This is a genomic window from Brevibacterium sp. R8603A2, assembly GCF_023072605.1.
In the GTDB taxonomy this organism is placed as follows: domain Bacteria; phylum Actinomycetota; class Actinomycetes; order Actinomycetales; family Brevibacteriaceae; genus Brevibacterium; species Brevibacterium pityocampae.
Window position 1 is genome coordinate 215,174 of record NZ_JALLGN010000001.1, and the last position, 20,499, is coordinate 235,672.

Annotated in this window: 19 protein-coding genes and 1 pseudogene; 5 read left to right on the forward strand and 15 right to left on the reverse strand. The window is 70.5% G+C overall.

Annotated elements, in window-relative coordinates; genetic code table 11:
- Positions 1-28: 28 nt before the first annotated feature.
- The gene (locus MTQ12_RS00940; protein ID WP_247423223.1) at positions 29-898 is read right to left on the reverse strand and encodes a LysE family transporter; all 870 of its coding nucleotides are present in this window, start codon (positions 896-898) and stop codon (positions 29-31) included.
- A 317-nt stretch (positions 899-1,215) separates the two neighbouring features.
- A complete protein-coding gene (locus MTQ12_RS00945) occupies positions 1,216-2,592 on the reverse strand; it encodes an NAD-dependent succinate-semialdehyde dehydrogenase (protein WP_247423225.1) in 1,377 nt (458 codons plus the stop codon).
- 199 nt (positions 2,593-2,791) lie between these two features.
- Here MTQ12_RS00945 and MTQ12_RS00950 point away from each other — a divergent pair, with 199 nt between their 5' ends.
- Positions 2,792-3,145, forward strand: coding sequence for a nuclear transport factor 2 family protein (locus tag MTQ12_RS00950; RefSeq protein WP_247423226.1), 354 nt, complete (start codon positions 2,792-2,794; stop codon positions 3,143-3,145).
- Here MTQ12_RS00950 and MTQ12_RS00955 read toward each other — a convergent pair.
- Complete coding sequence (locus MTQ12_RS00955) at positions 3,121-3,867, reverse strand: 3-hydroxyacyl-CoA dehydrogenase NAD-binding domain-containing protein (RefSeq protein WP_247423227.1); 747 nt, start codon at positions 3,865-3,867, stop codon at positions 3,121-3,123. The genes MTQ12_RS00950 and MTQ12_RS00955 overlap by 25 nt on opposite strands.
- A 105-nt stretch (positions 3,868-3,972) precedes the next feature.
- Between MTQ12_RS00955 and MTQ12_RS00960 the strand changes: the two genes are divergently transcribed.
- Entirely contained in the window at positions 3,973-4,884 is a 912-nt protein-coding gene (locus MTQ12_RS00960) for a hypothetical protein (RefSeq protein WP_247423228.1), read from the forward strand.
- Positions 4,885-5,121: 237 nt separating this feature from the next.
- Here MTQ12_RS00960 and MTQ12_RS00965 read toward each other — a convergent pair whose 3' ends face one another.
- The 7 genes from MTQ12_RS00965 to MTQ12_RS00995 all read right to left on the reverse strand — a co-directional run bounded on the left by MTQ12_RS00965 (position 5,122) and on the right by MTQ12_RS00995 (position 12,896).
- The gene (locus MTQ12_RS00965) at positions 5,122-5,628 is read right to left on the reverse strand and encodes a GyrI-like domain-containing protein (RefSeq protein WP_247423229.1); all 507 of its coding nucleotides are present in this window, start codon (positions 5,626-5,628) and stop codon (positions 5,122-5,124) included.
- Position 5,629: 1 nt separating this feature from the next.
- Positions 5,630-7,273, reverse strand: coding sequence for a long-chain-fatty-acid--CoA ligase (locus MTQ12_RS00970; protein WP_247423230.1), 1,644 nt, complete (start codon positions 7,271-7,273; stop codon positions 5,630-5,632).
- A gap of 379 nt (positions 7,274-7,652) precedes the next feature.
- Positions 7,653-8,549 carry a crotonase/enoyl-CoA hydratase family protein gene (locus MTQ12_RS00975; RefSeq protein WP_247423231.1) on the reverse strand — a complete coding sequence of 299 codons (897 nt, stop codon included), beginning with the start codon at positions 8,547-8,549 and terminating at the stop codon, positions 7,653-7,655.
- Positions 8,550-8,619: 70 nt separating this feature from the next.
- Complete coding sequence (locus MTQ12_RS00980; RefSeq protein WP_247423233.1) at positions 8,620-9,384, reverse strand: glucose 1-dehydrogenase; 765 nt, start codon at positions 9,382-9,384, stop codon at positions 8,620-8,622.
- A 6-nt stretch (positions 9,385-9,390) separates the two neighbouring features.
- The gene (locus MTQ12_RS00985) at positions 9,391-10,173 is read right to left on the reverse strand and encodes an enoyl-CoA hydratase-related protein (protein WP_247423235.1); all 783 of its coding nucleotides are present in this window, start codon (positions 10,171-10,173) and stop codon (positions 9,391-9,393) included.
- Between the two features lie 102 nt (positions 10,174-10,275).
- Entirely contained in the window at positions 10,276-11,250 is a 975-nt protein-coding gene (locus MTQ12_RS00990) for an NADPH:quinone oxidoreductase family protein (RefSeq protein WP_247423237.1), read from the reverse strand.
- Between the two features lie 101 nt (positions 11,251-11,351).
- Positions 11,352-12,896, reverse strand: coding sequence for an acyl-CoA synthetase (locus MTQ12_RS00995; RefSeq protein WP_247423239.1), 1,545 nt, complete (start codon positions 12,894-12,896; stop codon positions 11,352-11,354).
- Positions 12,897-13,181: 285 nt separating this feature from the next.
- Between MTQ12_RS00995 and MTQ12_RS01000 the strand changes: the two genes are divergently transcribed.
- Positions 13,182-13,754, forward strand: a complete 573-nt coding sequence (locus tag MTQ12_RS01000; protein ID WP_247423242.1) for a PaaI family thioesterase — start codon at positions 13,182-13,184, stop codon at positions 13,752-13,754.
- The gene (locus MTQ12_RS01005) at positions 13,751-14,839 is read left to right on the forward strand and encodes a zinc-binding dehydrogenase (protein ID WP_247423244.1); all 1,089 of its coding nucleotides are present in this window, start codon (positions 13,751-13,753) and stop codon (positions 14,837-14,839) included. Before MTQ12_RS01000 ends, MTQ12_RS01005 begins: the two co-directional genes overlap by 4 nt.
- A 310-nt stretch (positions 14,840-15,149) precedes the next feature.
- Here the strand turns inward: MTQ12_RS01005 and MTQ12_RS01010 are convergent, their stop codons facing one another.
- From MTQ12_RS01010 to MTQ12_RS01030, 5 genes and pseudogenes are all read right to left on the reverse strand, one after another.
- Positions 15,150-15,782 carry a DUF1697 domain-containing protein gene (locus tag MTQ12_RS01010; RefSeq protein WP_247423246.1) on the reverse strand — a complete coding sequence of 211 codons (633 nt, stop codon included), beginning with the start codon at positions 15,780-15,782 and terminating at the stop codon, positions 15,150-15,152.
- A gap of 138 nt (positions 15,783-15,920) precedes the next feature.
- Positions 15,921-16,352: a hypothetical protein gene (locus MTQ12_RS14925; protein WP_348983834.1), complete on the reverse strand. Its 432-nt coding sequence runs from the start codon at positions 16,350-16,352 to the stop codon at positions 15,921-15,923.
- 45 nt (positions 16,353-16,397) lie between these two features.
- A pseudogene (locus MTQ12_RS01020) lies at positions 16,398-17,464 on the reverse strand (AMP-binding protein); the annotation flags it as partial.
- Between the two features lie 203 nt (positions 17,465-17,667).
- Positions 17,668-18,336, reverse strand: a complete 669-nt coding sequence (locus tag MTQ12_RS01025) for a TetR/AcrR family transcriptional regulator (RefSeq protein ID WP_247423248.1) — start codon at positions 18,334-18,336, stop codon at positions 17,668-17,670.
- 23 nt (positions 18,337-18,359) lie between these two features.
- Positions 18,360-19,112, reverse strand: a complete 753-nt coding sequence (locus MTQ12_RS01030) for a 3-hydroxyacyl-CoA dehydrogenase (protein WP_247423250.1) — start codon at positions 19,110-19,112, stop codon at positions 18,360-18,362.
- Positions 19,113-19,356: 244 nt separating this feature from the next.
- Between MTQ12_RS01030 and MTQ12_RS01035 the strand changes: the two genes are divergently transcribed.
- On the forward strand, positions 19,357-20,499 hold the full coding sequence (locus tag MTQ12_RS01035) for a thiolase family protein (RefSeq protein WP_247423252.1): 1,143 nt from the start codon (positions 19,357-19,359) through the stop codon (positions 20,497-20,499).

Consider the following 20,499-nt stretch of genomic DNA (forward strand, 5'->3'; position numbering starts at 1 on the left):
CGCGGTCCGATGGTGGAGGCCGACCCTCTCACACTCCGCCCCACGGCAGCAGAGCGAGGCCGAGCACGACGAACACAAGACCCACGACCGTGTCGATCGCGGTCTGCGCCCGCTCGTAGGCGCGGATGACGAGCGGCCGGCCGGTGGCGAAGGCGAGCGCGGCGAAGAACACGAGCGCGATCCCCGCCATCGCCAGGCCCACCGCCACGGACTCCCCCACCTCGATCCCGGCGGGCAGGATGCCGGCGAACAGCGCCCCGAAGAACACGACGGCCTTCGGGTTGCCCACGGTGTTCGTGAGGAAGCCGAGGCGCACATCGGCCCAGCCCGACCGCGCCGGAGTCGAGGTGGATGCGGGGGCGGGTGCCGGAGCCGGGGTTGTTCCCGGGGCCGAGGCGGGTGCCGAAGTCGGGGCGGGTGCCGGAGCCGAGGCAGGCACCTGAGTCGAGGTGGGCATCTGAATCGAAGCGGCCACCGATGTCGACGTCGACCCAGTCGTCGACTCGGATGCCGAGCCCGGGCCCGACGACACCGTGCTCGCACTCTCGCCTCGATCCCCCGCAGGGTCCGCTTCGGGGTCCCCCACGTGACCGCTCTTCTGCTTCCTCGCTCGAGCGAGCGAGTTGAGGATGTACCCGCCGTAGAGCACGAGGAACACCGCGCCCGCCCAGCGCACCGCGAGGAACACCGTCGGGTGCGAGGAGATCAGTGCGACGATCCCGATGAGCGCGGCGGCGATCCACACCGCGATCCCGGCCACCACACCTGCTGCCACGCGGAGTCCGCGCGCCGTGCCGCCGGCCATCGAGCCGCGCAGCACCGCGACGAAGTCGGGCCCGGGCGAGGCGACCGCCACCGCCCAGGTGCCGAGCAGCACGGCCCACGCCCCCGCGGTCATCGGGAGGCTCCAGCGGTCCAGGCCGGCGAGTCAGCGGTTCGGGTCACGGCATCACGGTAGTGCATGTCCCAGCTGCCCAGCACGCCCGGCGCCCCGACGCCCGGTGCCCCAACATGTCCCAGCTGCCCAGCACGCCCGGCGCCCCAGCACGCCCAGCGACACAGCATGTCCCAGCGCCCAGCACCCCGCGATCAGGCATTCCCGCCCCACGCACGAGGCGCCCGCCGGCACGATGCCGGCAGGCGCCTCGGGAGCGGTTCGCACCTCACCCGAACCGATCGGTCCACCCGATCAGGCCCGCGCGAGGAGCTGCGCGATCACTGCTGCTTGTAGAACAGCTGCTTGTTGCAGAACTCGTCCATCGCGAGCGGCCCGAGCTCACGGCCGACGCCGGAGCGCTTGACCCCGCCGAAGGGCAGGAACTCACGCGACTGCTCGGGGCTGTTGATGAAGACCATGCCCGCGTCGATCTGCGAACCGACCTTCGCGGCCTTGTCGACGTCGGCGGAGAACACGGCCGAACCGAGCCCGAACGGGGTGTCGTTGGCGAGCTCGATGGCCTCTTCCTCGCTCGATGCCTTGAACACCATGAACGCCGGGCCGAACAGCTCCTCGTGGTAGCCGCGCTTGCCGGGCTTGACGTCGGTGAGCACGACCGGCTTCACGAAGGCACCGGGGGTGTCGTAGTCGCCCTCGCCGGCGTGAATGGTCGCACCGTCGGCGATCGTGGCCTGGACCTGCTCCATGAAGCGCTCCTTGGCCGCGAGGCTCGACAGCGGCGAGAGCTTCGAGCCCTCCGCGGTCGGGTCCTCCGGCGTCGCCTCCTTGGCGACGGCGGTGAGCTTCTCGACGAACTCGTCGTACATGTCGTCCATGACGATCATGCGCTTGGGCGAGTTGCACGCCTGGCCGGTGTTGCCCATGCGGGTGCCGAAGAAGGTCTTCACCGTCGCGTCGAGGTCCGGCGAGTCGAGCAGGATGTACGGATCGGATCCGCCGAGCTCGAGCACGACCTTCTTGAGGTTCTTGCCCGCCGCCGCGGCGACGGCCGAGCCGGCGCGCTCGGAGCCGGTCAGCGACACGCCCTGGTTGCGCGGGTCGGGCAGGATGACGTCGGAGACCTGCTCATTTGTCGCGTAGACGTTGATGTAGGCGTCCGCCGGGAGGCCGGCATCCTGGAAGATCTGCTCCATCACGGCCGCGGACTTGGGGCACTGCGGCGCGTGCTTGAGGATGATCGTGTTGCCCAGCGCCAGGTTCGGAGCGGCGAAGCGGGCGACCTGGTAGTAGGGGAAGTTCCACGGCATGATGCCGAGCAGCGAGCCCACCGGACGGCGGAGGATGTAGGCCTCGGCGTTCTTCGGGCCCTTGAGCTTCTCCTCCTCGATGAAGGCCTTCGCGTTGTCGGCGAAGTAGTTGTAGATGAGGCCGACGAGCGCGATCTCGCCCTGGCCCTCCGGAACCGCCTTGCCCATCTCGAGCTGGATGATCTTCGCGAGCTCCTCGGAGCGCTCGTTGTAGATCTCCGCGACGCGGGCCAGCACCTTGGTGCGCTCCTCGATCGGGGTCTCACGCCATGAGGCGTAGGCCTGGTGCGAGCGCTCGAGCGCATCGGTGATCTGCGCATCGGTGGCGGTGGGGTATTCCTCGACCACCTCGCCGGTGGCAGGATTGACGACCTGGTACTTCGACATGTGCACGCTCCTCTGCGTTGAAGGTCCTCTACCCACGCTATGCCCCGCATTCCAGGCCTGGCAACCGCGAAGCCACCGACGCCCGCCTGGTGAGACAGGTCACAGCGATCGCGGGACGAGTCGGATGAGTAGACTGCTGACGACGGCTCGCGCGCACCGTGCGCCGGCAGTCCCGCCGCATCCGGACGAAGGAGTTCACATGGCCGCCGCCGAGGCGCTCGCCCGCACCTACTACGACACCGTCGATGCCGGGGACCCGGCCGCCACCGCGGCGCTGTTCGCACCCGACGGCACCTACAACCGGCCGGGCTACGACACCCTCACCGGCGCGCAGATCAGCGAGTTCTACCACGGCGCGCGGGTCATCGAGTCCGGCGCGCACACCCTCGACGAGATCATCGCCGACGGCAACCGGGCGGCCGTCCGCGGCCGGTTCGACGGCGTGCTCAAGTCCGGCGCCGAGGCGCACGAGGGGTTCGCCGACTTCTTCGTCTTCGACGACGCCGGCCTCATCGCGAAGCGCACGAGCTACTTCTTCCGCGCCGCGGTCTGAGCACCGGGCCCGGAGCCGCGAGGAGGACCCGCATCGAGCCCCTCCCGCAGCACCGCGTTCTGCAGCCGGTTCCCCACGAAGCCGGCCGCCTCGGCCCGCAGCACGACGGGTTCCTTGCCGCAGCGCCGGTAGATCGCGAGCGCGCGCTCCACCGACTCCGGTGCGGTCCGCTCCCCCGGCACGATCTCGACGAGCGGCATGACATGGGGCGGGTTGAAAGGGTGGGCGATGAGCACGCGGGCGGCGTCCGCATCGGTCATCCGGGCTGCGATCGTGGACGCGGTGATCGCCGAGGACGAGGACACGAGGAGCGCCTCGTCCGGGGCGTACTCGGCGAGGTCGGCGAACAGCTGGGTCTTGGCCGCCGGGTCCTCCGGCCCGCTCTCCTGGACCAGGCGCACCCCGTCGACCGCATCGCCGAGGCACTTGGCCACGATGAGCAGATCCGCGCACTCGGGTGCCTCGGCGACGATCCCGGCGCACACCTCGGCGAGGTCGGGGCGCGGGTCGAAGATCCGCACGGGCGCCCCGCAGGAGGCGAACAGCCGCGCCCATGACAGTCCGATCGTGCCGGCGCCCACCACGGCCACCGGGCCGAGCCGGGGCTGCCCGGCACGGGCCGCCTGATTCCCGGCGGCGGGCCGATCGGATCCACCGGAGGGCGGGGCACCACCGGCAGCGGGCACGTCGACATGGGTCAGATCGAGATCCGAATCGCTCATGCGAGCAGGGTACTCGCTCGCTCGCCGTCCGCCACCGAGCCGTTGTCGGAACCGCCGCCGGGCCGGGCGGTACCTCGACCGGCCGACGAGTGGCAGAATGAGGCCATGAGCTCTGTAGATTCGAAGGTCCTCGCGATCGCCGAGGACGAACTTGCCGCCGCCCAGGAGTCCGCCGGGATCACCATGCGGGCACTGCACTCCGCGCAGGAGGCCGCCGAGGCGTCCCTCCTCCTCGACGAGGTGTGGAACGTCGGCCGCGCCGGCACCACGCAGCTCGAGCCGGGGCTGCTCATCGCGCTCGCCCACTCGGGGAACTACGTGGCCGGGGCTTTCGACTCCGAGGACGGCTCGATGATCGGCGTCACGGTCGGGTTCTTCGGCGAGCCGCTGGGCAAGATGATGCATTCGCACATCGCCGGCGTGCGCCACGAGCAGGTGGGCCGCGGCACCGGGGCGGCGATGAAGCTCCACCAGCGGCTGTGGTGCCTCAACCGCGGCATCCGGCAGATGACCTGGACCTTCGACCCGCTGATCTCCCGCAACGCGTACTTCAACTTCACCCGCCTGGGCGTCAACGCGCTCGAGTACTTCGAGGACTTCTACGGCCAGATGCGCGACGGCGTCAACGAGGGCCAGGCCTCCGACCGGCTCCTCGTGTCGTGGCGGCTCGATCGCCCGGCCAAGCGGCCGATGCTCGACGAGGAGGCGCTCGAGCGCGCGGTCTACGCCCTCGACCTGGGCGAGGCCGGCGAACCGGTGCTCAGCGAGGTGCCACGCAGCACCGAGGTCGCCGCTGCGCGGATCCCGGCCGACGTCGAATCGCTGCGCGGCGATGACGCCGAGCTCGCCACCCGCTGGCGGATGGCGCTGCGCGACGCGGCGACGGGACTGCTGGGCGACGGCTGGGAGGTCAGCGGATTCCTCAAGACCGGCGTCTACCTCTTCACCCACCCCGACGACGGCCCGCTCGCCGAGGACGAGATCAGCACCGCCGAGGAGGCCGGCCCCCGCGCCTGAGCGCAGCTGCTTCGCCTGAGCGCGACCTCCGCGCCTGACGGTTGCTCCCCCTCGACAGTCGGACATCGAATGTCCCACGAATACTGCAAGGTCCCACGATTCCTGTACAGGTTCGGCGGGCCCTTGCAGTTTTCGTGGGAAGTTCGCGCGGAACTGTGCGCCGAGCCCGTTCGATCCCGGCGCCCGGGTCATCGCCGGCCCCGCCTGGGACCGGCACCCCTGGGCACCAGCCGCCGGCTACTCCACGAAGGTGAAGAGGTCGGTGCGCATGGTCGCGGGATCCGCCTCCGGGCTCGGCTCGGTGACGTAGACCTCCCAGAACGGCAGCCGCGGGCTCGCCCCGCTGCGCTCGACCGCGGCCATGAACTCGTCCCACGCCTGCCCCAGGCCCTCGTAGCCGCCGAGGTGGCTGATCGCGGCGACGCGCCCGGCAGGGATCCGCGACTGCTCGACGACGAGATCACCGTCGAGCTCCGCGGGCTCGCCGAGGTCGGCCTCGATCGGCACACCGACCTCGATGTCCACGGTGTCGTCGGGCATCCGGTGGTACAGCGCGAACGCCGGGCCCGCCGGGTGGACGCCGCGCAGCCCGAGCACCGGGAACAGGCCGGAGAACGCGGTGTCGAACAGCGTGCGGAGCTCGGCCATCGGATACCCGACGGCCTTGACGACGGCCGTGGTCACCTCGGCGGTGTCGCCGAACTCGAGCCCGCTGCGGGGCTCGCCCACGGGGTCGACGCTCATCTCACTCGCTCCAGTTCGCGCGGAGCAGCTTCTTGTCGAGCTTGCCCACCGAGGTGCGCGGCAGCTCCTCGACGATGATGACCTGGTCGGGCAGCTGCCATCTGGCGAAGCGCTCGCCGAGCACCTCGGCGATGTCCTCGCGCGTGACGTCCTGGCCCTCGCGCGGGACGACGTAGGCGACCGGCCGCTCCTGGTACTTCTCGTCCGGCACGCCGATGACCGCGGCCTCGAGCACGTTCGGGTGGTCGAGGATCCCGTTCTCCATGTCGATCGAGGAGATCCATTCGCCGCCGGACTTGATGACGTCCTTGAGCCGGTCGGTGAGCTTGAGGTAGCCGGCCGGGGTGATGACGCCGACGTCGCCGGAGCGCCACCAGCCGTCGTGGAAGCGCTCGTCGTTGTCGGCGAGCTGGTGGTAGCTCGTGGTGATCCACGGTCCGCGGAGGAACACCTCGCCCACGCTCTTGCCGTCGCGCGGCAGCTCGACGCCGGTGGGGTCGGCGATCTTCATCTCGACGCCGGCGACCGGCAGTCCCTGCGAGCGCTTGAGGTCCCAGCGCTCCGCCTCGGACAGCTCGCCGAGGTCGGGCTTGATCTGCCAGTTCACGGACACCACGGGGCTCGTCTCGCTCGCCCCGTAGGCGTGGATGATCTGCGCGCCGGTGAGGTCGGAGAAGCCCTTCATGAGCGACAGCGGCGGCTCGGTGGCCCCGGACACCAGGCGGGCGCGGGACAGATCGGGGGTCTCCGGCAGCGCCTTGATGTACTCGAGGATCGGTGCGAACAGGGACGGCGCGCCATTGGCGACGGTCACGCCCTCGCTGATGAGCGCCTCGGCGACGTCGCCGATGTTGTCGGCGGTGAAGCGGCCGGGCAGCACGACGCGGGCCCCGGCGGCGACCGCAGCCTGCGGGATGCCCCAGGACACCACGTGGAACATCGGGGTGACCGGCATGACGGTGTCGGTGTAGCCCATCTTCAGGGCGTTCATGATGCCGAAGGTGTGGAGGTACATCGAGCGGTGGGAGTAGTAGATGCCCTTGGGGCGACCGGTGGTGCCGGTGGTGTATCCGGCGTAGCTGGCGGTCGTCTCCTCGATGAACTGCCAGTCGTACTCCTCCGGCCGGCCGGCGAGCAGGTCCTCGTAGAAGTGGACGTTGTCCAGGGTGGTCGAGATCTCCGACGACGGTTTGTCCGTCATCACCACCCAGCCCTTGACGGTGGAGCGGACCTCCTCCTTCTGCGCGAGCTGCTCGGCGATCGGCAGGAGCGATTCGTCGACGAACACCCATTCCGCCTGCGAGTGCTCGACGACGTAGACGAGGTCGGCCGGGGCCAGGCGGAGGTTCATCTGGAGCATCGTCGCGCCCACCGAGGGGACGGCGAAGTAGAGCTCGAAGTGGCGCAGCTGGTTCCAGTCGAGCACGCCGGCCATGGTGCCGGCGCCGATCCCGAGCTCGTCGAAGGCGTGGGCGAGCTGCGCGACGCGGCGGCGCATGTGCCCGTAGTCGGTGCGGTGCCAGGCGCCGTCGATGCTCCGGTGGACGATCTCCGTGTCCGGGAACACGGTCGCCGCGTGCGTGAGCAGGGAGCTGATGTTCAATGGGTAGTTGTCGCCCATGGTCGACGGGATTCCTCTGAGCATCGGAGCTCCTTCTCACTTCGCTGTGGCCGGATGGTGCGGTGCTGGTGGTGCGAGTGAAATCGTATCGCGCGATCGGCGTCACGCTCACATTCCGGACTAAAGGCTAACGTTTCTTCGTCGACCGCCGCCGAGGCGCCCGCCGGCAGGGCTGGTCACGTTCCGGGCCACGTACCCGGACCGCCGCCGAGATGCCCGCCGGCAGGGCCGGTCACGTTCCCGATCACATCACGCACCCGGGCATGTGCCGTGGGGACGAGAACGGGTCGGGGACCGCTGCTGCGATCCCCGGCCCGCTGCTCGAACCGTGCCGGCACCTCGATCTCGACTCACACCTCGGCACCGGCCCGCACCTCGGCACCGGCCTGCACCTCGGCGGGCGTCACTCCACCGGCTGCGGTCCCGGGAAGTCGGGCAGCCACTCGGGGTAGTCCGCGGGGATGCGGGCGGGGAACTCCGGCGGACGCTTCTCGAGGAACGAGGTCACGCCTTCCTTCGCGTCCGACATCCGGCCGAGCTCGTAGATCCCGCGCGAGTCGAGGCGGTGCGCCTCCCACGGCGAATCCGCACCGAGCATCCCCCACAGCATCTTGCGGCCGGCGGCCATGGTGAGCGCCGAGGAGCCCTCGACGAGCTCCCGGGCGACCGCGTAGGTCGTGTCCATGAGCTCGCCGGCAGGCACCACGCGGGACACGAGTCCCGCCTCGAGCGCCTCCTGCGGGCCGAACACGCGCCCGGTGTACACCCATTCGAGTGCCCGGTTGATGCCGACGACGCGCGGCAGGAACCACGTCGAGGCCGCCTCGGGCATGATCCCGCGCTTGGCGAACACGAAGCCGAACTTCGCGTCCTCGCTCGCGATCCGGATGTCGCACGGCAGCGTCATCGTCGAGCCGACGCCCACTCCGGCGCCGTTGAACGCGACGATCACCGGCTTGCGCATCGCCGCGATCGCGAGCGACACCCGGCCTCCGCCGTCGCGGCGCACGCCCTCGATCGTCTCCCCGCCGTCGCCGGCGACGTCGACCGCGGCGGATTCGCGCGCGTCGTAGTCGAAGGTGTCCGCGCCGCCGGACAGGTCCGCGCCGGGGCAGAAGAACCGCCCCTTGCCGGTGAACACGACGACCTTGACGCCGTCGTCGGCGTCCGCCTTCCGGAACGCCGCGATGAGCTCCTGGCCCATGAGCGCGGTGAACGCGTTCTTGGTCTGCGGGGAATCGATGGTGATGGTGGCGATCTGCTCGCTCACCTCGTAGGTGATGTGGGTGTACTCGGACATCCTCGTCCTCTCGCTCGGGTGGGGTGGCGCTCAGGTGCTGGAGCGCAGCTGCTGGGGCGCGGGCGCGCGCTCAGAAGACCGAGTACCCGCCGTCGATGACGAACTGCTGACCGTTGGTGTAGGCGCTGCCGGGCCCGGCGAGGTACACCGCGGCGGCCGCGAAGTCCTCCGGGGTGCCCCAGCGGCGGATCGGCACGCGCTTGATGACCTTCTCGGTGAAGGTGTCGTTGCCCACCGCCGCGCTCGTCATGTCGGTCGCGATCCAGCCGGGCAGGATCGCATTGGTGCGGATGCCGTAGCGCGCGTACTCGGTCGCCAGACCGCGCATGATCGCGAGCACCGCGCCCTTGGTCGCGCCGTAGTGGACGTTCGTCGCCGCGCCCTCGATGCCGGCGAGCGAGCTCACCGCGACAAGCGAGCCGCCGGACTCCTGAGCGATCATCTGCTTGATCGCGGCCTGGAAGCTCAACACCACGCCGTCGACGTTGACCGCCGCGACGTCGTGGAACTCGTCGATCGTCATCTCGTGGAACGGCCCCTTCTTCCCGCCGATCCCCGCGTTCGCAATGAGCGAGTCGACGCGTCCGAACGCCTCGATCGTGCCCGCCATCGCGGCCTGGACCTGGGCGGGGTCGGACACGTCGCAGGCGAAGGACTTGACGGGGGCGAGCTGTGAGAGCTCGGACTCCGCGGCGGCATTGCGCTCGGTGTTCCGGCCCCAGATCGCGACCGAGGCGCCCGCCTGCGCGAGCCCGCGGGCCATCCCGAGGCCGATGCCGTTGTTGCCGCCGGTGACCACGGCGACGTGACCTTCGAGGTTGAGGAAATCAGCCATCGTCGGTCACTTCCCTTCGAACTTCGCGGCGCGCTTCTCCCGGAAGGCGGCGACGCCCTCGGCGAAGTCGGCGCTGCCCTGCAGGCGCGACTGGCCCTCGGCCTCGCGGTCGAGGGCGGAGTCGAGCTCGGACAGCGCGACCTGGTTGACGGCGTACTCGGTCTCCCCGAGCGACAGCGTGGGGCCGGTGGCGAACCGGGCGGCGATCTCCCGCGCCCGTTCGAGGTAGGTCCCACCGGGAGCGACCTCGGTGGCCAGTCCCCAGTCGAGGGCGGTGGCGGCCTTGACCTTCTCCGCGGTGAGCGCCATGCGCAGCGCGCGGTGGCGCCCGGCCGAGGCGGCGACGAGGGCGGTCGCGCCCCCGTCGGGCATGAGGCCGATCTTGGTGAAGGCGAGCATGAGGTAGGAGTCCTCGCTCATCACGACGTAGTCGCAGATGAGCGCGAAGGAGCAGCCCACGCCAGCGGCCGGACCGGACACCGCGGCGATGGTCGGGACCTTGAGGTCGCGGATCTTGCGGATGATCGCGTTGATGATGTCGAGGCCGACGCCCTTGCGCTCACCGCCGGCCGCGGAGTCGCCGCCGAGGTCGGCACCGGAGCAGAAGGAGCGCTCGTCGCCGGTGATGACGACCGCGCGCGCCTCGGTCGCGGCCCGGTCGACCGCCGCTTCGAGGGCGGCGGCGACCTCGCGGGTGACCGCATTGAGCGCCTGCGGGCGGATGAACTGAATGGTCATGACACCGTCGTCGACGGTGACCTTGAGGTGCTGATCGTGCTGATCGGCCATGATCGGACCTTTCGTCTGTGGAGTGCGGGTGAGGGCTCGGCCGGGCCGGGCCGGGAGGACCCGCCCGGGGGCCGGAATGCCGGCGCCGAGCGGGTCGCAGGCTCAGGCCTCGGGCTTGACCTCGAGGAGGACCTTGCCGAGCACGGCCCGGTTGTCGAGCTCGGAGATCGCCGCACCCGCCTGCTCGAGCGGGTAGGTCGCGTGGATGTGCGGGTTGAGGCGGCCGGCGGCGACGTGCTCGGAGATCACCTCCCACTGCTCGGCGATGAGGTTCGGGTTGCCGCGGGTCGCCTCGCCCCAGGCCACGCCCACGACGGAGATGTTCTTCAGCAGCAGGCGGTTGACCTTGACGGTGGGGATCTCGCCGGCGGTGAAGCCGAGCACCTGGAGGTGCCCGAAGCGCTTGAGGCAGCGCAGCGAGTCGGTGAAGCGGTCGCCGCCCACCGGGTCGTAGACGACGTCGACGCCGTCGGGGAAGATCTCGAGGACGGCGTCCTTGAAGCCCTCGGCCTTGACGACGTGGTGCGCGCCGAGCTCCTTGACCATCGCGGCCTTGTCGTCGGTCGACACGACGGCGACGACCTCGAGGCCCATCGCGAGCGCGAGCTGCACGCCGGCCGAGCCGAGTCCGCCGGCGGCCCCGTGCACGAGCACCGTCTGGCCGGGCTGGACGTTGCCGCGCACGCGCAGCGAGAAGTCGGCGGTGAGGAGGTTCATCGGCATCCCGGCGGCGTGGGCGAGGCTGACCGGGTCCGGGACCTTGACGGTCTGCTGGTCGGCGGCGACGAGGTACTCCGCGAAGGTGCCCTTGCCGGTGATCGCGGCGACGCGGTCGCCGACGGCGAAGCGGGAGCCTTCACCGACCTCGACGACGGTGCCCGCGGCCTCGGAGCCGAGCACGAACGGCAGCTCGTGGCGCACCTGGTACATGCCGCGGGTCTGCAGCAGTTCGGGGAAGGTGACGCCGGCGACGGCGACCTCGATGAGGACCTCGCCGGGGCCGGGGACGGGACGCTCGGCGTCGACGAATTCGACGGCCTCGGGTCCGTCGAGGCGGGTGACGTGGATGGCCTTCATGTGTCTGTCTTCTCTCTGTCGGGGTTCGGGTGCGGTGTGTCGGGTGGGGGGGGTGGGTGCCTCGGGCCGGGCTGCCGGCGCCGAGGTGCCCGCGGGTCCGGCTAGGCGGGCGCCTGCTCGGTGAGCTTGCGTTTGACGAGCTTGCCGGTGGGGGTGCGGGGCATCTCGTCGATGAAGTAGAACTTCCGCGGGATCTTGTAGCGGGCGACGTGGTCGGCCAGCCAGGTCCGGATCTGCTCGGCGAGATCCTCGCCGGGGCGCACGTGGTCCTCGGCCTCGATGTAGGCCACGGCGATCTCGCCGAGCTCCTCGTCCGGTTCGGCGATTACCGCGACGTCCTTGACGTCGGGGTGGAGCGCGAGCTCGCTCTCGACCTCCTGCGGGTAGATGTTCACCCCGCCGGTGATGATGAGGAAGCTCTTGCGCTCGGCCATGAAGAGGAACCGGTCCTCGTCGAGGTGGCCGAGGTCGCCGATCGTCGTCCAGCGCTCGTGGACGGGATGCCGGGTGCCGGCGGTCTTGGCCTCGTCCTTGTAGTAGACGAAGAGGTCCTTGTCCGGGTCGGCCTCGAAGTAGATCGTGCCGACCTCGCCGGGCGGCAGCTCCTCGCCGTCGGGCCCGCAGATGTGGGCGATGCCCATGAGTCCGTCGCGGCCCACGGAGCCGGGCTTGCGCAGGGACTCCTCGCTGTTGATCACGGTGATGCCGTTGGACTCGGTGGCGGCGTAGTATTCGTTGATCACCGGGCCCCACCACTCGATCATCGCGCGCTTGACCTCGATCGGGCAGGGCGCGGCGGCGTGGATGGCGGCCCTCATGCTGGACACGTCGTACTTCTCGCGCACCTCGGCGGGCAGCTTGAGCATCCGGATGAACATCGTCGGCACCCACTGCGAGTGGGTGACGCCGTGCTCCTCGATGAGGCCGAGCGCGGTCTCCGCGTCGAACTTCGGCATCACGATCACGGTGCCGCCGCGGGCGTGGGTCGTCATCACGAAGCGGATCGGGGCGGCGTGGTAGAGCGGGGCCGGGGACAGGTAGACGGTGTCCTCGCCGAACCCGTAGAGGGCGGTGAAGAGCTGGATGAGCGGGACGTTCTCGTCCTCGACGGACTGGTCCTTGAGCGTCGGCAGGATCCCCTTGGGCCGGCCGGTGGTGCCCGAGGAGTAGAGCATGTCGTCGCCGCGCGGCTCGTGGTCCGGACGCTCGGGGCTTGCGGCGGCGAGCACCGCCTCGTACTCCTCCGCACCCGGCAGCGGGCCGCCCACGGCGATCCGGTGCGGGATGTCGGCGCACTCCTCGTTGAGCTCGTGCGCGGACTTCAGCCCGGTGGAGACGAGGACGACGGAGGCGTCGCAGTCGTGGATGATGTAGGAGCTCTCCGCGGGCGTGAGGTGCTGGTTGACGACGGTGATGAACGTGCCGCTGCGCAGGGCCGCCCAGTACGCCTCGATGATCTCCATCCGGTTCTCCGCGATCATCGCGACGTGGTCCCCGGGCTGCAGGCCGAGCGCACGGAAGTGGTTGGCGAGCCGCAGGGAGCGGCCCTCGAGCTCGGCGTAGGTGAGGGTCTCACCGGTGTCGGCCATGATCACGGCCGGCTTGTCGGGGGTCGTCGCCGCCCACTTGCCTGGGTACATGCACATCACTTCCTCGTGCTCGGAAACTGCCGCGTCGGCCGGGCGTCCGGACGGACCGACCGGCCGCGTCGCCGGCACACCCTTGTGAACCGGCGGTTGAGGACTACAATCAATCTTACCGAACGCTTGTTCAGAAACGTTAGTGGGAAACCCGGCCGGACACAAGACCCGCCCTCGGCCCGGTCGGTCCGGCCGGACCTGCCGGGACGGGTCGGACCGGACAGACCGACACTGGCCGACCCGACCAACCCCCGACCAGCCCAGACCCCGCCCTCGACCCGGATGAGGATCATGACCGCATCGCACTTCGCCGAACACACCGCCCGACTCACCCGCGAGCTCATCCACACGCTCGTCTCGGAGACCGACGACGCCCGCCTCGCCGAGCACACCGCGTTCATCGCGGAGAAGCTCGCGACCGCGGCGGCCGACCCGGCGGCGGTCACCCTCGACGACCCGCACCCGCAGCGCAGCCACATCGAGCACGACATCACCCCGGCGTCCTCGGCGCGGAATCCGATCGCCCCGCCGATGGACATCCGCTGGGACGGCGAGGAGTCCCGCTGCTCGCTCACGCTGCCGCTGCAGTACCAGGGCCCTCCCGGTCGGGTGCACGGCGGGGTCGTCGCGCTCATGCTCGACCACGTGCTCGGCAATGCGGCGAACTCCGGGGATGCGCCGCGCGCCTACACCCGCTACCTCAACGTGCAGTACGACGCGGCGACCCCGGTGGGTGAGCCGCTCGTGGTCACCGGCCGGGTCGCCCAGCAGGAGGGCCGCAAGCGCTTCCTCGAGGGCGAGGTCACCTGCCACGGCGAGGTGCGGGTGCGCGCGGAGGGGCTGTGGATCGAGGCGAAGCAGTGACTGCCGCGCAGCCGCTGCCGGCGACGATGCGGGCGGCGCGCCTCACACTCGATGAGAGCCTCGCGGCCGAGCAGCCCGTGCCCGCCCGTTCCGGGACGGGGCTGGAGGGCCGGGGCCTGAGCTACGGGGTCGCCGACTTCCCGGTGCCCGTGCCGGGACCCGGACAGGTGCTCGTCGAGATGGCGTACGCCTCGGTGTGCGGATCCGACGTGCACCTCGCGCTCGACGGCTTCCACCGCCCGGAGATGCTCGACGCACCGGGCTACCCGGGACACGAGGGCGCGGGCACGATCGTCGCGGTGGGCGCGGACGTCCACCTCACAGGCGCGGACGGCGAGACCACCCCGGGCGCGCTCTCCCCAGGCATGCGCGTCATCACGGTGCCGAGCGGGCGCCTCGGCGGATGCTTCGCTCAGTACCAGGCGATCGACGCCGGCTCCGTCATCCCGCTGCGAGAGGACGACGTGCTCGAGCGGGCCCTCATGGCCCAGCAGCTCGGCTGCACGATCGCCGCGCTCGCCAAGTACTGGCGTGAGGGCACGCGGACCGCCGCGGTGCTCGGCCTCGGCTCCGCCGGCCAGTTCTTCACCCAGCTGCTCCGGGCCCGCGGGGTCGAGGTGTACGCCTCCGACGTCGATGCCGCGCGGATCGGGTTCGGGCGCGAGCTCGGGGCGCGGGCCGTTCACGCCGATGAGCTCGACGCGGTCGTCGCCGGGGCGCATCCGGAGGGTGTCGACCTCGTCGTCGAGGCCGCCGGGCTCGACGCCACGCGCGCGCAGGCCGTCGAGCTCGCGCGTCACCGCGGCGTCGTGGGGGCCTTCGGCTACCCCGAGACCTGGGAGGGGACCTTCCCGACGATGGCGGCGTTCCGCAAGTCGGTCACCGTCGAATGGTTCTCCAACGCGCAGGGTGAACCCGGTCAGTGGTGCTTCCACGAGGCGCTCGAGGCGATTCGCACCGGCGCAGTCAGGGTCGACCACATGACGCAGGTGCGGATGGGGCTCGAGGACGTGCCCCGTGCGCTCGAGGCGACCCGCGCCCACGGTGAGGGAGCCGCCAAAATCACCATCACCATCCGCCCCTGAGACCTCAATTTTCGAAGGTTCCTGAGAGCGGAAACGCCGTTTTTCGCACAGTCAGTGCGCTGCAGCGGGTCCTGCAAGAGATGCACTGAGCGCGGATGCGCCGCCTCCAGATGCACTTCGCCGCGGAGCAGTGCGCGAACTGCGCGGTATCCGGAACCGAGCGCGCAATTGAGCGCCTTGATCGGGATACTCCGCGGTTCGCGCGCGTACCGGGTTCATTCGCGTGCGCTCCGGGTTCAGACGAGCCCCGTCACCCCGCTGCCGTGCCCCCACGGAATCGCGATCGAAGTTCGCGCGCGTGCCGCCCCGCTCACAACCGGTCGATGACCGCGTTGACGGTACGCAGATTGCGGGCCGTGCCGCCGAGGCGCCGGCTGATCGCCGCTGCCGGCTTCGACGCCGACAACCCACCCGGGGTGTGGAGGTAGGCCGTCGCCCCCTCCACCGCCACCTCGGTGTCCGTGCCCGAGGTGAGCGCCCGGATCTCCTCGAACGCACCGGCCGGCGGCCCGGACTCGAGCAGGATCAGGTGGCAGAACCGCGGGTCGTCCGGCGCGTAGGGGCAGGCCTGCCGGGCGGCGACGAGCGCCTCGGCGGAGCGCACCGCGGTCGGGACCGGGAAACCGGCGTGCTGCTCGAGCGCAGCGGCGATGCGCACGGCCCACGCCTCGGCCGCGGCGGCATCGGTGTCGCTGTCACCGTCGTGCTCACCGCCGCCGGCCGCCAGGTCTGCTCCCGCAGGATCGTCACCCGCAAGATCTTCACCCGCACCGGCCTCCCCGGTGAACACGATGTTCCCCGACTGGATGTACGTCGCCACGTCCGAGGCTCCGAGCTCGGCGAGCACAGCGCGCACCTCGGCCATGGGCAGCCGGTGTGCACCGCCGACGTTGATCCCGCGGAGGAAGGCGGCGAACCGCCGCTTGATCAGCTGCCCGGACATCGGTACTCCTTTCGCAGGAAGAACGCCCTCCCACCGCTCCCCCGGCCGCGGCACCAGCCGCTGCAACCGGGGTGAGAGTGCAAATTCTGAAGGATCTGTTCACAGAAACCTTCGAGAATTGCACTCTCGGAGGGGAGGTCAGTCGCCGGTGAGCTGGTCGCGCAGGGCCCGCTTGTTGACCTTGCCGACCGCGGTCTGCGGCAGGGAGTCGACGATGAGCACCTGCTTGGGCGCCTGCACCGCACCCTTGAGATCCTTGACCACGGTGATGAGCTCCTCCTCGCTCGCGCTCGCGCCGGACTTGAGGATGACCGCCGCCGTGACCTGCTCGCCCCACTTCTCGTCGGGGATCCCGAGCACCGCCGACTGCGACACCGCCGGGTGGGTGGCGAGGGCGTCCTCGACCTCCCGCGGGTAGACGTTGAACCCGCCGGAGATGATCATGTCCTTCTTCCGATCGACGATGAACAGGTATCCCTGCTCGTCCATCCGCGCGATGTCCCCGGTGTGCAGCCAGCCGTCGACGATCGTCTCCGCGGTGAGGTCGTCGCGGCGCCAGTAGCCGCTCATCGCACCGCGGCCGCGCACGCACAGCTCGCCGGACTCCCCGAGCGGCACCTCCTCGCCCAGCGGGTCGAGGATGCGGACGTCGACGGACTCCACCGGCTTGCCGCACGACAGGAGGAGCGCCGGGTCCTGGTGGTCCTCCTTCGACAGCACCGACACCGGGTAGCACTCGGTCTGCCCGTAGAGCTGCCCGAACACCGGCCGGTCCGCTCGATGCCCTCGCGCAGCCGGCTCTCCGACATCGGCGAGGCGCCGTAGAGGATGTACTCGAGGCTCGAGGTGTCGCGGGTGTCGAGGTCGGGATGGTCGAGCAGCGCGTAGACCATCGTCGGGACGAACAGGGTGAAGTTGATGCTCTCCCGCTCGATCGTCTCGAGCACGGCAGCCGGGTCGAACCCGGACATGAGGTGGACGGTGCCGCCCTTGATGAGCGTCGGCAGCACGTTCGTCCCGGCGACGTGGCTCATGGGCGGGATGAGGAGGTAGCGCGGGGTCTCCGGCAGCTCGAAGTCGGCGAGGATGTCCGCGGTCGACGGCCCCAGGTTGAACTGCCGCCGGTAGGCGCCCTTGGGCCGGCCGGTGGTGCCGCCGGTGTAGTTGATGATGCTGAGATCGGTGTGCTCGGCGGCGAGGCGCATGGGCTGCGGGCCGACAGCGGTGGCCGCCGTCTCGAGGTCGGTGACGAAATCCGCGGGGCTCATCGTCCACATCTGCAGCCCGGCATCCTCGGCCACCTGCTGAAGCTCGCGACCGCGCTCCCCATACGTGGATTCGTCGACGACGAGCGCCTTGACCTGCGAGTCCCCGATCTGGAAGGTCTGGTCGGCGAGCGAACCCATCGGGTGGAGCCAGGTGATGTAAAGGCCGAGCGACTGCACGGCCGCGCCGAGCACCCAGACCTCGTAGCGGTTGGCGCCGAGGGCGGCCACGCCGTCCCCGCGTTCGAGGCCCGCCGCGCTCAGCACCGCCTGGTACCGGCCGATGAGGTCGAGCACCTCGGCATAGGTCTGCTGCCCCCGGGCGTCGGAGAATGCGATGCGGTCGGGGTGGCGCTCGAGGGTGCGCTTGATCGTGGACCCGTAGGTGGGTCCGGTCAGGTGGGCGGCGATCTCCATTGATGCTCCTCTGAGGATGGGCGGATGGGGCAAATCAGGTGGGCGGGGCAGGCCTGCCTGCCGGGGCCGAGGCACCGACCGCTGGGAAGCCGTCGAGCGCGGACCCGATGCCACCCCGACCGCGCACGCCGGCGGTGCCCGCGCCGGAGCCGCTGCCGCCCCCGGCGTCAGCGGTGGGGCGATCCGCGGGCGGCACCACGATCTCAGTCCTCGGTCCCGAGGAGCGCGAGCGCGGTGCGCACCCAGGTGTTGATCATCGGCTCGGTGTCGGGATTGCGGCCGGAGAAGGTGTAGGTCAGGGCCATCCCGCGCATGCTCGTGAACACGACGTCGAGCATCGCGGGGAACGCGGGGTCGGCGCAGATCGTGGCGCCGAAGATCCGGTGCGTGTTCTCCCGCACCCGCAGGAGTACCTGCTTCTCGTGGTCGACGAGCTCACGTGCGAGGTCGGGGTCGGTGCGGGCGGCGATCCAGGTCTCGAGCGCGGCCCAGAAGTTCGGGTGGAAGAAGGTGAGCCAGATCGTGCCGATCGCCCAGCGCACACGCGCGGGCACCTCGGTCTCCGGCGGGGCGGTCGAGTAGTCCGCGGTGCTCGTGTCGAGCCGGTCGGCGGCGAGCCGGCGGATCGAGGCGGTGATGAGCGCCCGCTTGGACGGGAAGTGGTGGAGCAGCTTGCCGCGCGACACCCCGGCGCGCATCTGCACGCGCATGGTCGTCGTCGCCGCGTAGCCGTCCTCGAGCAGGCAGGCGATCGCCGCGGACAGGATCTCCTCCCGCGCCAGCCGCCCGCGTTCCTGGCCGCCGGCGGGGTCGCCGCGAAGCGCCCCGGGATCCGCTCCCGAGGCGCCCTGCGGCATCTGCTCGCCCGTCACCGGCCCGTGCGCCCGTTGAATTCTCAGCGCGGCGCCATCCGGATCGAGCCGTCGAGCCGGATCGTCTCACCGTTGAGCATGGGGTTCTCGATGATGTGCTGCGCGAGCGCACCGTACTCGTCGGGCTCACCGAGCCGCGAGGGGTGCGGCACCTGCTGGCCGAGCGACTTGAGCGTCTCCTCCGAGGCGCCGAGCATCATCGGGGTCTTGAAGATGCCCGGGGCGATGGTGACGACGCGGATGAACGAGGAGGCGAGGTCGCGCGCGATCGGCAGGGTCATGCCGGCCACCCCGGCCTTCGACGCCGAGTACGCCGCCTGGCCGACCTGCCCGTCGAAGGCGGCGGCGGAGGCGGTGTTGACGATGACGCCGCGCTCCTCGCCCAGCGGCTCGATCTTCTGCATGTGGGCGGCCGCGAGGCGGAGGACGTTGAAGGTGCCCACGAGGTTGACCTGGATGACCTTGTTGAAGGCGTCGAGCGGGAACGGGCCCTGCTTGCCCGACACCCGGATCGCGTTGCCGATCCCCGCGCAGTTGATCACCATGCGGAGGTCGCCGAGCTCGGAGGTGCGCTCGATCGCCGCCGCCACCTGCTCCTCATCCGTGACGTCGCCGGCGACGAAGATCGCGCTGTCGCCGAACTCAGCCACGGCCTCCTCGCCCTTGAGGTCGAACACGACGGCCTTGCCGCCCTGGGCGATGATCCGCTTGACGGTCGCGAGCCCGAGGCCCGAAGCTCCGCCGGTGACGAATGCCACCTGGTCCTTGATCTGCATGTCGTTGACTCCTCGTCGAATGAACGCGTGTGTGCGCAGTCGGATTGCTTACCAGTCCATATTGACTGTTTTTGTCGGATATGTGAAGCTGAACGCGCGATAAGTCAACGCCGACCGCCTGCGCGGATCGGACCGGCCCCGGCTCCGCGCCCTGCGCCGCTCCGCCTCGGGCACCCCGGCCGCCGTCCGAACCGCCCCCGCACACCCGAGCAGGACCGCATCCCGCACGAACAGAGGAGTTCCCATGACCGATGCAGTGATCGTCGCAGCCCGCCGCACCCCGACCGGAAAGCGCGAGGGTGTGCTCTCCGGCATCCACCCCGCCGACCTCTCCGCCCTCGTCCTCGAGGATCTCGTGAAGACCTCGGGCGTCGATCCCGAGCTCATCGACGACGTCGTCTGGGGCTGCGTCACCCAGGCCGGCGAGCAGACCGGTGACATCGCGCGCACCGCCGCCCTGTCCGCCGGCTTCCCCGAGACCGTCACCGGCGTCACCGTCGACCGCCAGTGCGGCTCCTCGCAGCAGGCCGTCCACTTCGCCGCCGCCGGTGTCATCGCCGGCCAGTACGACATCGTCGTCGCCGGCGGCGTCGAGTCGATGTCCCGCAACCCCATGGGCTCCTCCTCGCAGGGCAAGAACCCCTACGGCGAGAAGTTCATGGCCCGCTACGACAACACCAAGCCCAACCAGGGCGTGGGCGCTGAGATGATCGCCGAGCGCTGGGGCTTCGACCGCAAGGCGATGGACAGCTTCGCGCTGCTCTCCCACGAGCGCGCCGCCGCCGCCACCGACTCCGGCGCCTTCGAGTCCCAGATCGTCCCGGTCGAGACCGAGCACGGCCTCATCACCGCCGACGAGGGGATTCGCCGCGGCGGCACCCTGGAGAAGCTCGGCAAGCTGGGCACGGTGTTCAAGGAGGACGGCGTCGTCACCGCCGGCAACGCCTCGCAGATCTCCGACGGCACCGCCGCCCTGCTCATCATGAGCTCGGAGCGCGCCAAGGAGCTCGGCCTCAAGCCGCTCGTGCGGGTGCACACCGCGGTGCTCGCCGGATCCGACCCGGTGATCATGCTCACCGCTCCGATCCCGGCCACCCAGAAGGCGCTCGCGAAGTCCGGCCTGTCGATCTCCGACATCGGCACCTTCGAGGTCAACGAGGCCTTCGCCTCGGTCCCGCTCGCCTGGCTCAAGGACCTCGGCGCGGACCCGGAGAAGCTCAACCCGCACGGCGGTGCGATCGCCATGGGCCACCCGCTCGGCGGCTCCGGCGCGCGCCTCATGACGACCATGGTCCACAACATGGTCAACAACGACATCAAGTACGGGCTGCAGACGATGTGCGAGGGCGGCGGCCAGGCCAACGCCACCATCCTCGAGCTGCTCTGA

Bases quoted from the DNA above. Each gene is read 5' to 3' on its own strand.
- MTQ12_RS00970 (WP_247423230.1), bottom strand. From the start codon at position 7,273: ATGCTCAGAGGAATCCCGTCGACCATGGGCGACAACTACCCATTGAAC.
- MTQ12_RS00975 (WP_247423231.1), bottom strand. From the start codon at position 8,549: ATGTCCGAGTACACCCACATCACCTACGAGGTGAGCGAGCAGATCGCC.
- MTQ12_RS00980 (WP_247423233.1), bottom strand. From the start codon at position 9,384: ATGGCTGATTTCCTCAACCTCGAAGGTCACGTCGCCGTGGTCACCGGC.
- MTQ12_RS00995 (WP_247423239.1), bottom strand. From the start codon at position 12,896: ATGTGCATGTACCCAGGCAAGTGGGCGGCGACGACCCCCGACAAGCCG.
- MTQ12_RS01000 (WP_247423242.1), top strand. From the start codon at position 13,182: ATGACCGCATCGCACTTCGCCGAACACACCGCCCGACTCACCCGCGAG.
- MTQ12_RS00945 (WP_247423225.1), bottom strand. From the start codon at position 2,592: ATGTCGAAGTACCAGGTCGTCAATCCTGCCACCGGCGAGGTGGTCGAG.
- MTQ12_RS00950 (WP_247423226.1), top strand. From the start codon at position 2,792: ATGGCCGCCGCCGAGGCGCTCGCCCGCACCTACTACGACACCGTCGAT.
- MTQ12_RS00960 (WP_247423228.1), top strand. From the start codon at position 3,973: ATGAGCTCTGTAGATTCGAAGGTCCTCGCGATCGCCGAGGACGAACTT.
- MTQ12_RS14925 (WP_348983834.1), bottom strand. From the start codon at position 16,352: ATGAGCGGCTACTGGCGCCGCGACGACCTCACCGCGGAGACGATCGTC.
- MTQ12_RS00990 (WP_247423237.1), bottom strand. From the start codon at position 11,250: ATGAAGGCCATCCACGTCACCCGCCTCGACGGACCCGAGGCCGTCGAA.
- MTQ12_RS00965 (WP_247423229.1), bottom strand. From the start codon at position 5,628: ATGAGCGTCGACCCCGTGGGCGAGCCCCGCAGCGGGCTCGAGTTCGGC.
- MTQ12_RS00940 (WP_247423223.1), bottom strand. From the start codon at position 898: ATGACCGCGGGGGCGTGGGCCGTGCTGCTCGGCACCTGGGCGGTGGCG.
- MTQ12_RS01010 (WP_247423246.1), bottom strand. From the start codon at position 15,782: ATGTCCGGGCAGCTGATCAAGCGGCGGTTCGCCGCCTTCCTCCGCGGG.
- MTQ12_RS00955 (WP_247423227.1), bottom strand. From the start codon at position 3,867: ATGAGCGATTCGGATCTCGATCTGACCCATGTCGACGTGCCCGCTGCC.
- MTQ12_RS00985 (WP_247423235.1), bottom strand. From the start codon at position 10,173: ATGGCCGATCAGCACGATCAGCACCTCAAGGTCACCGTCGACGACGGT.
- MTQ12_RS01035 (WP_247423252.1), top strand. From the start codon at position 19,357: ATGACCGATGCAGTGATCGTCGCAGCCCGCCGCACCCCGACCGGAAAG.
- MTQ12_RS01030 (WP_247423250.1), bottom strand. From the start codon at position 19,112: ATGCAGATCAAGGACCAGGTGGCATTCGTCACCGGCGGAGCTTCGGGC.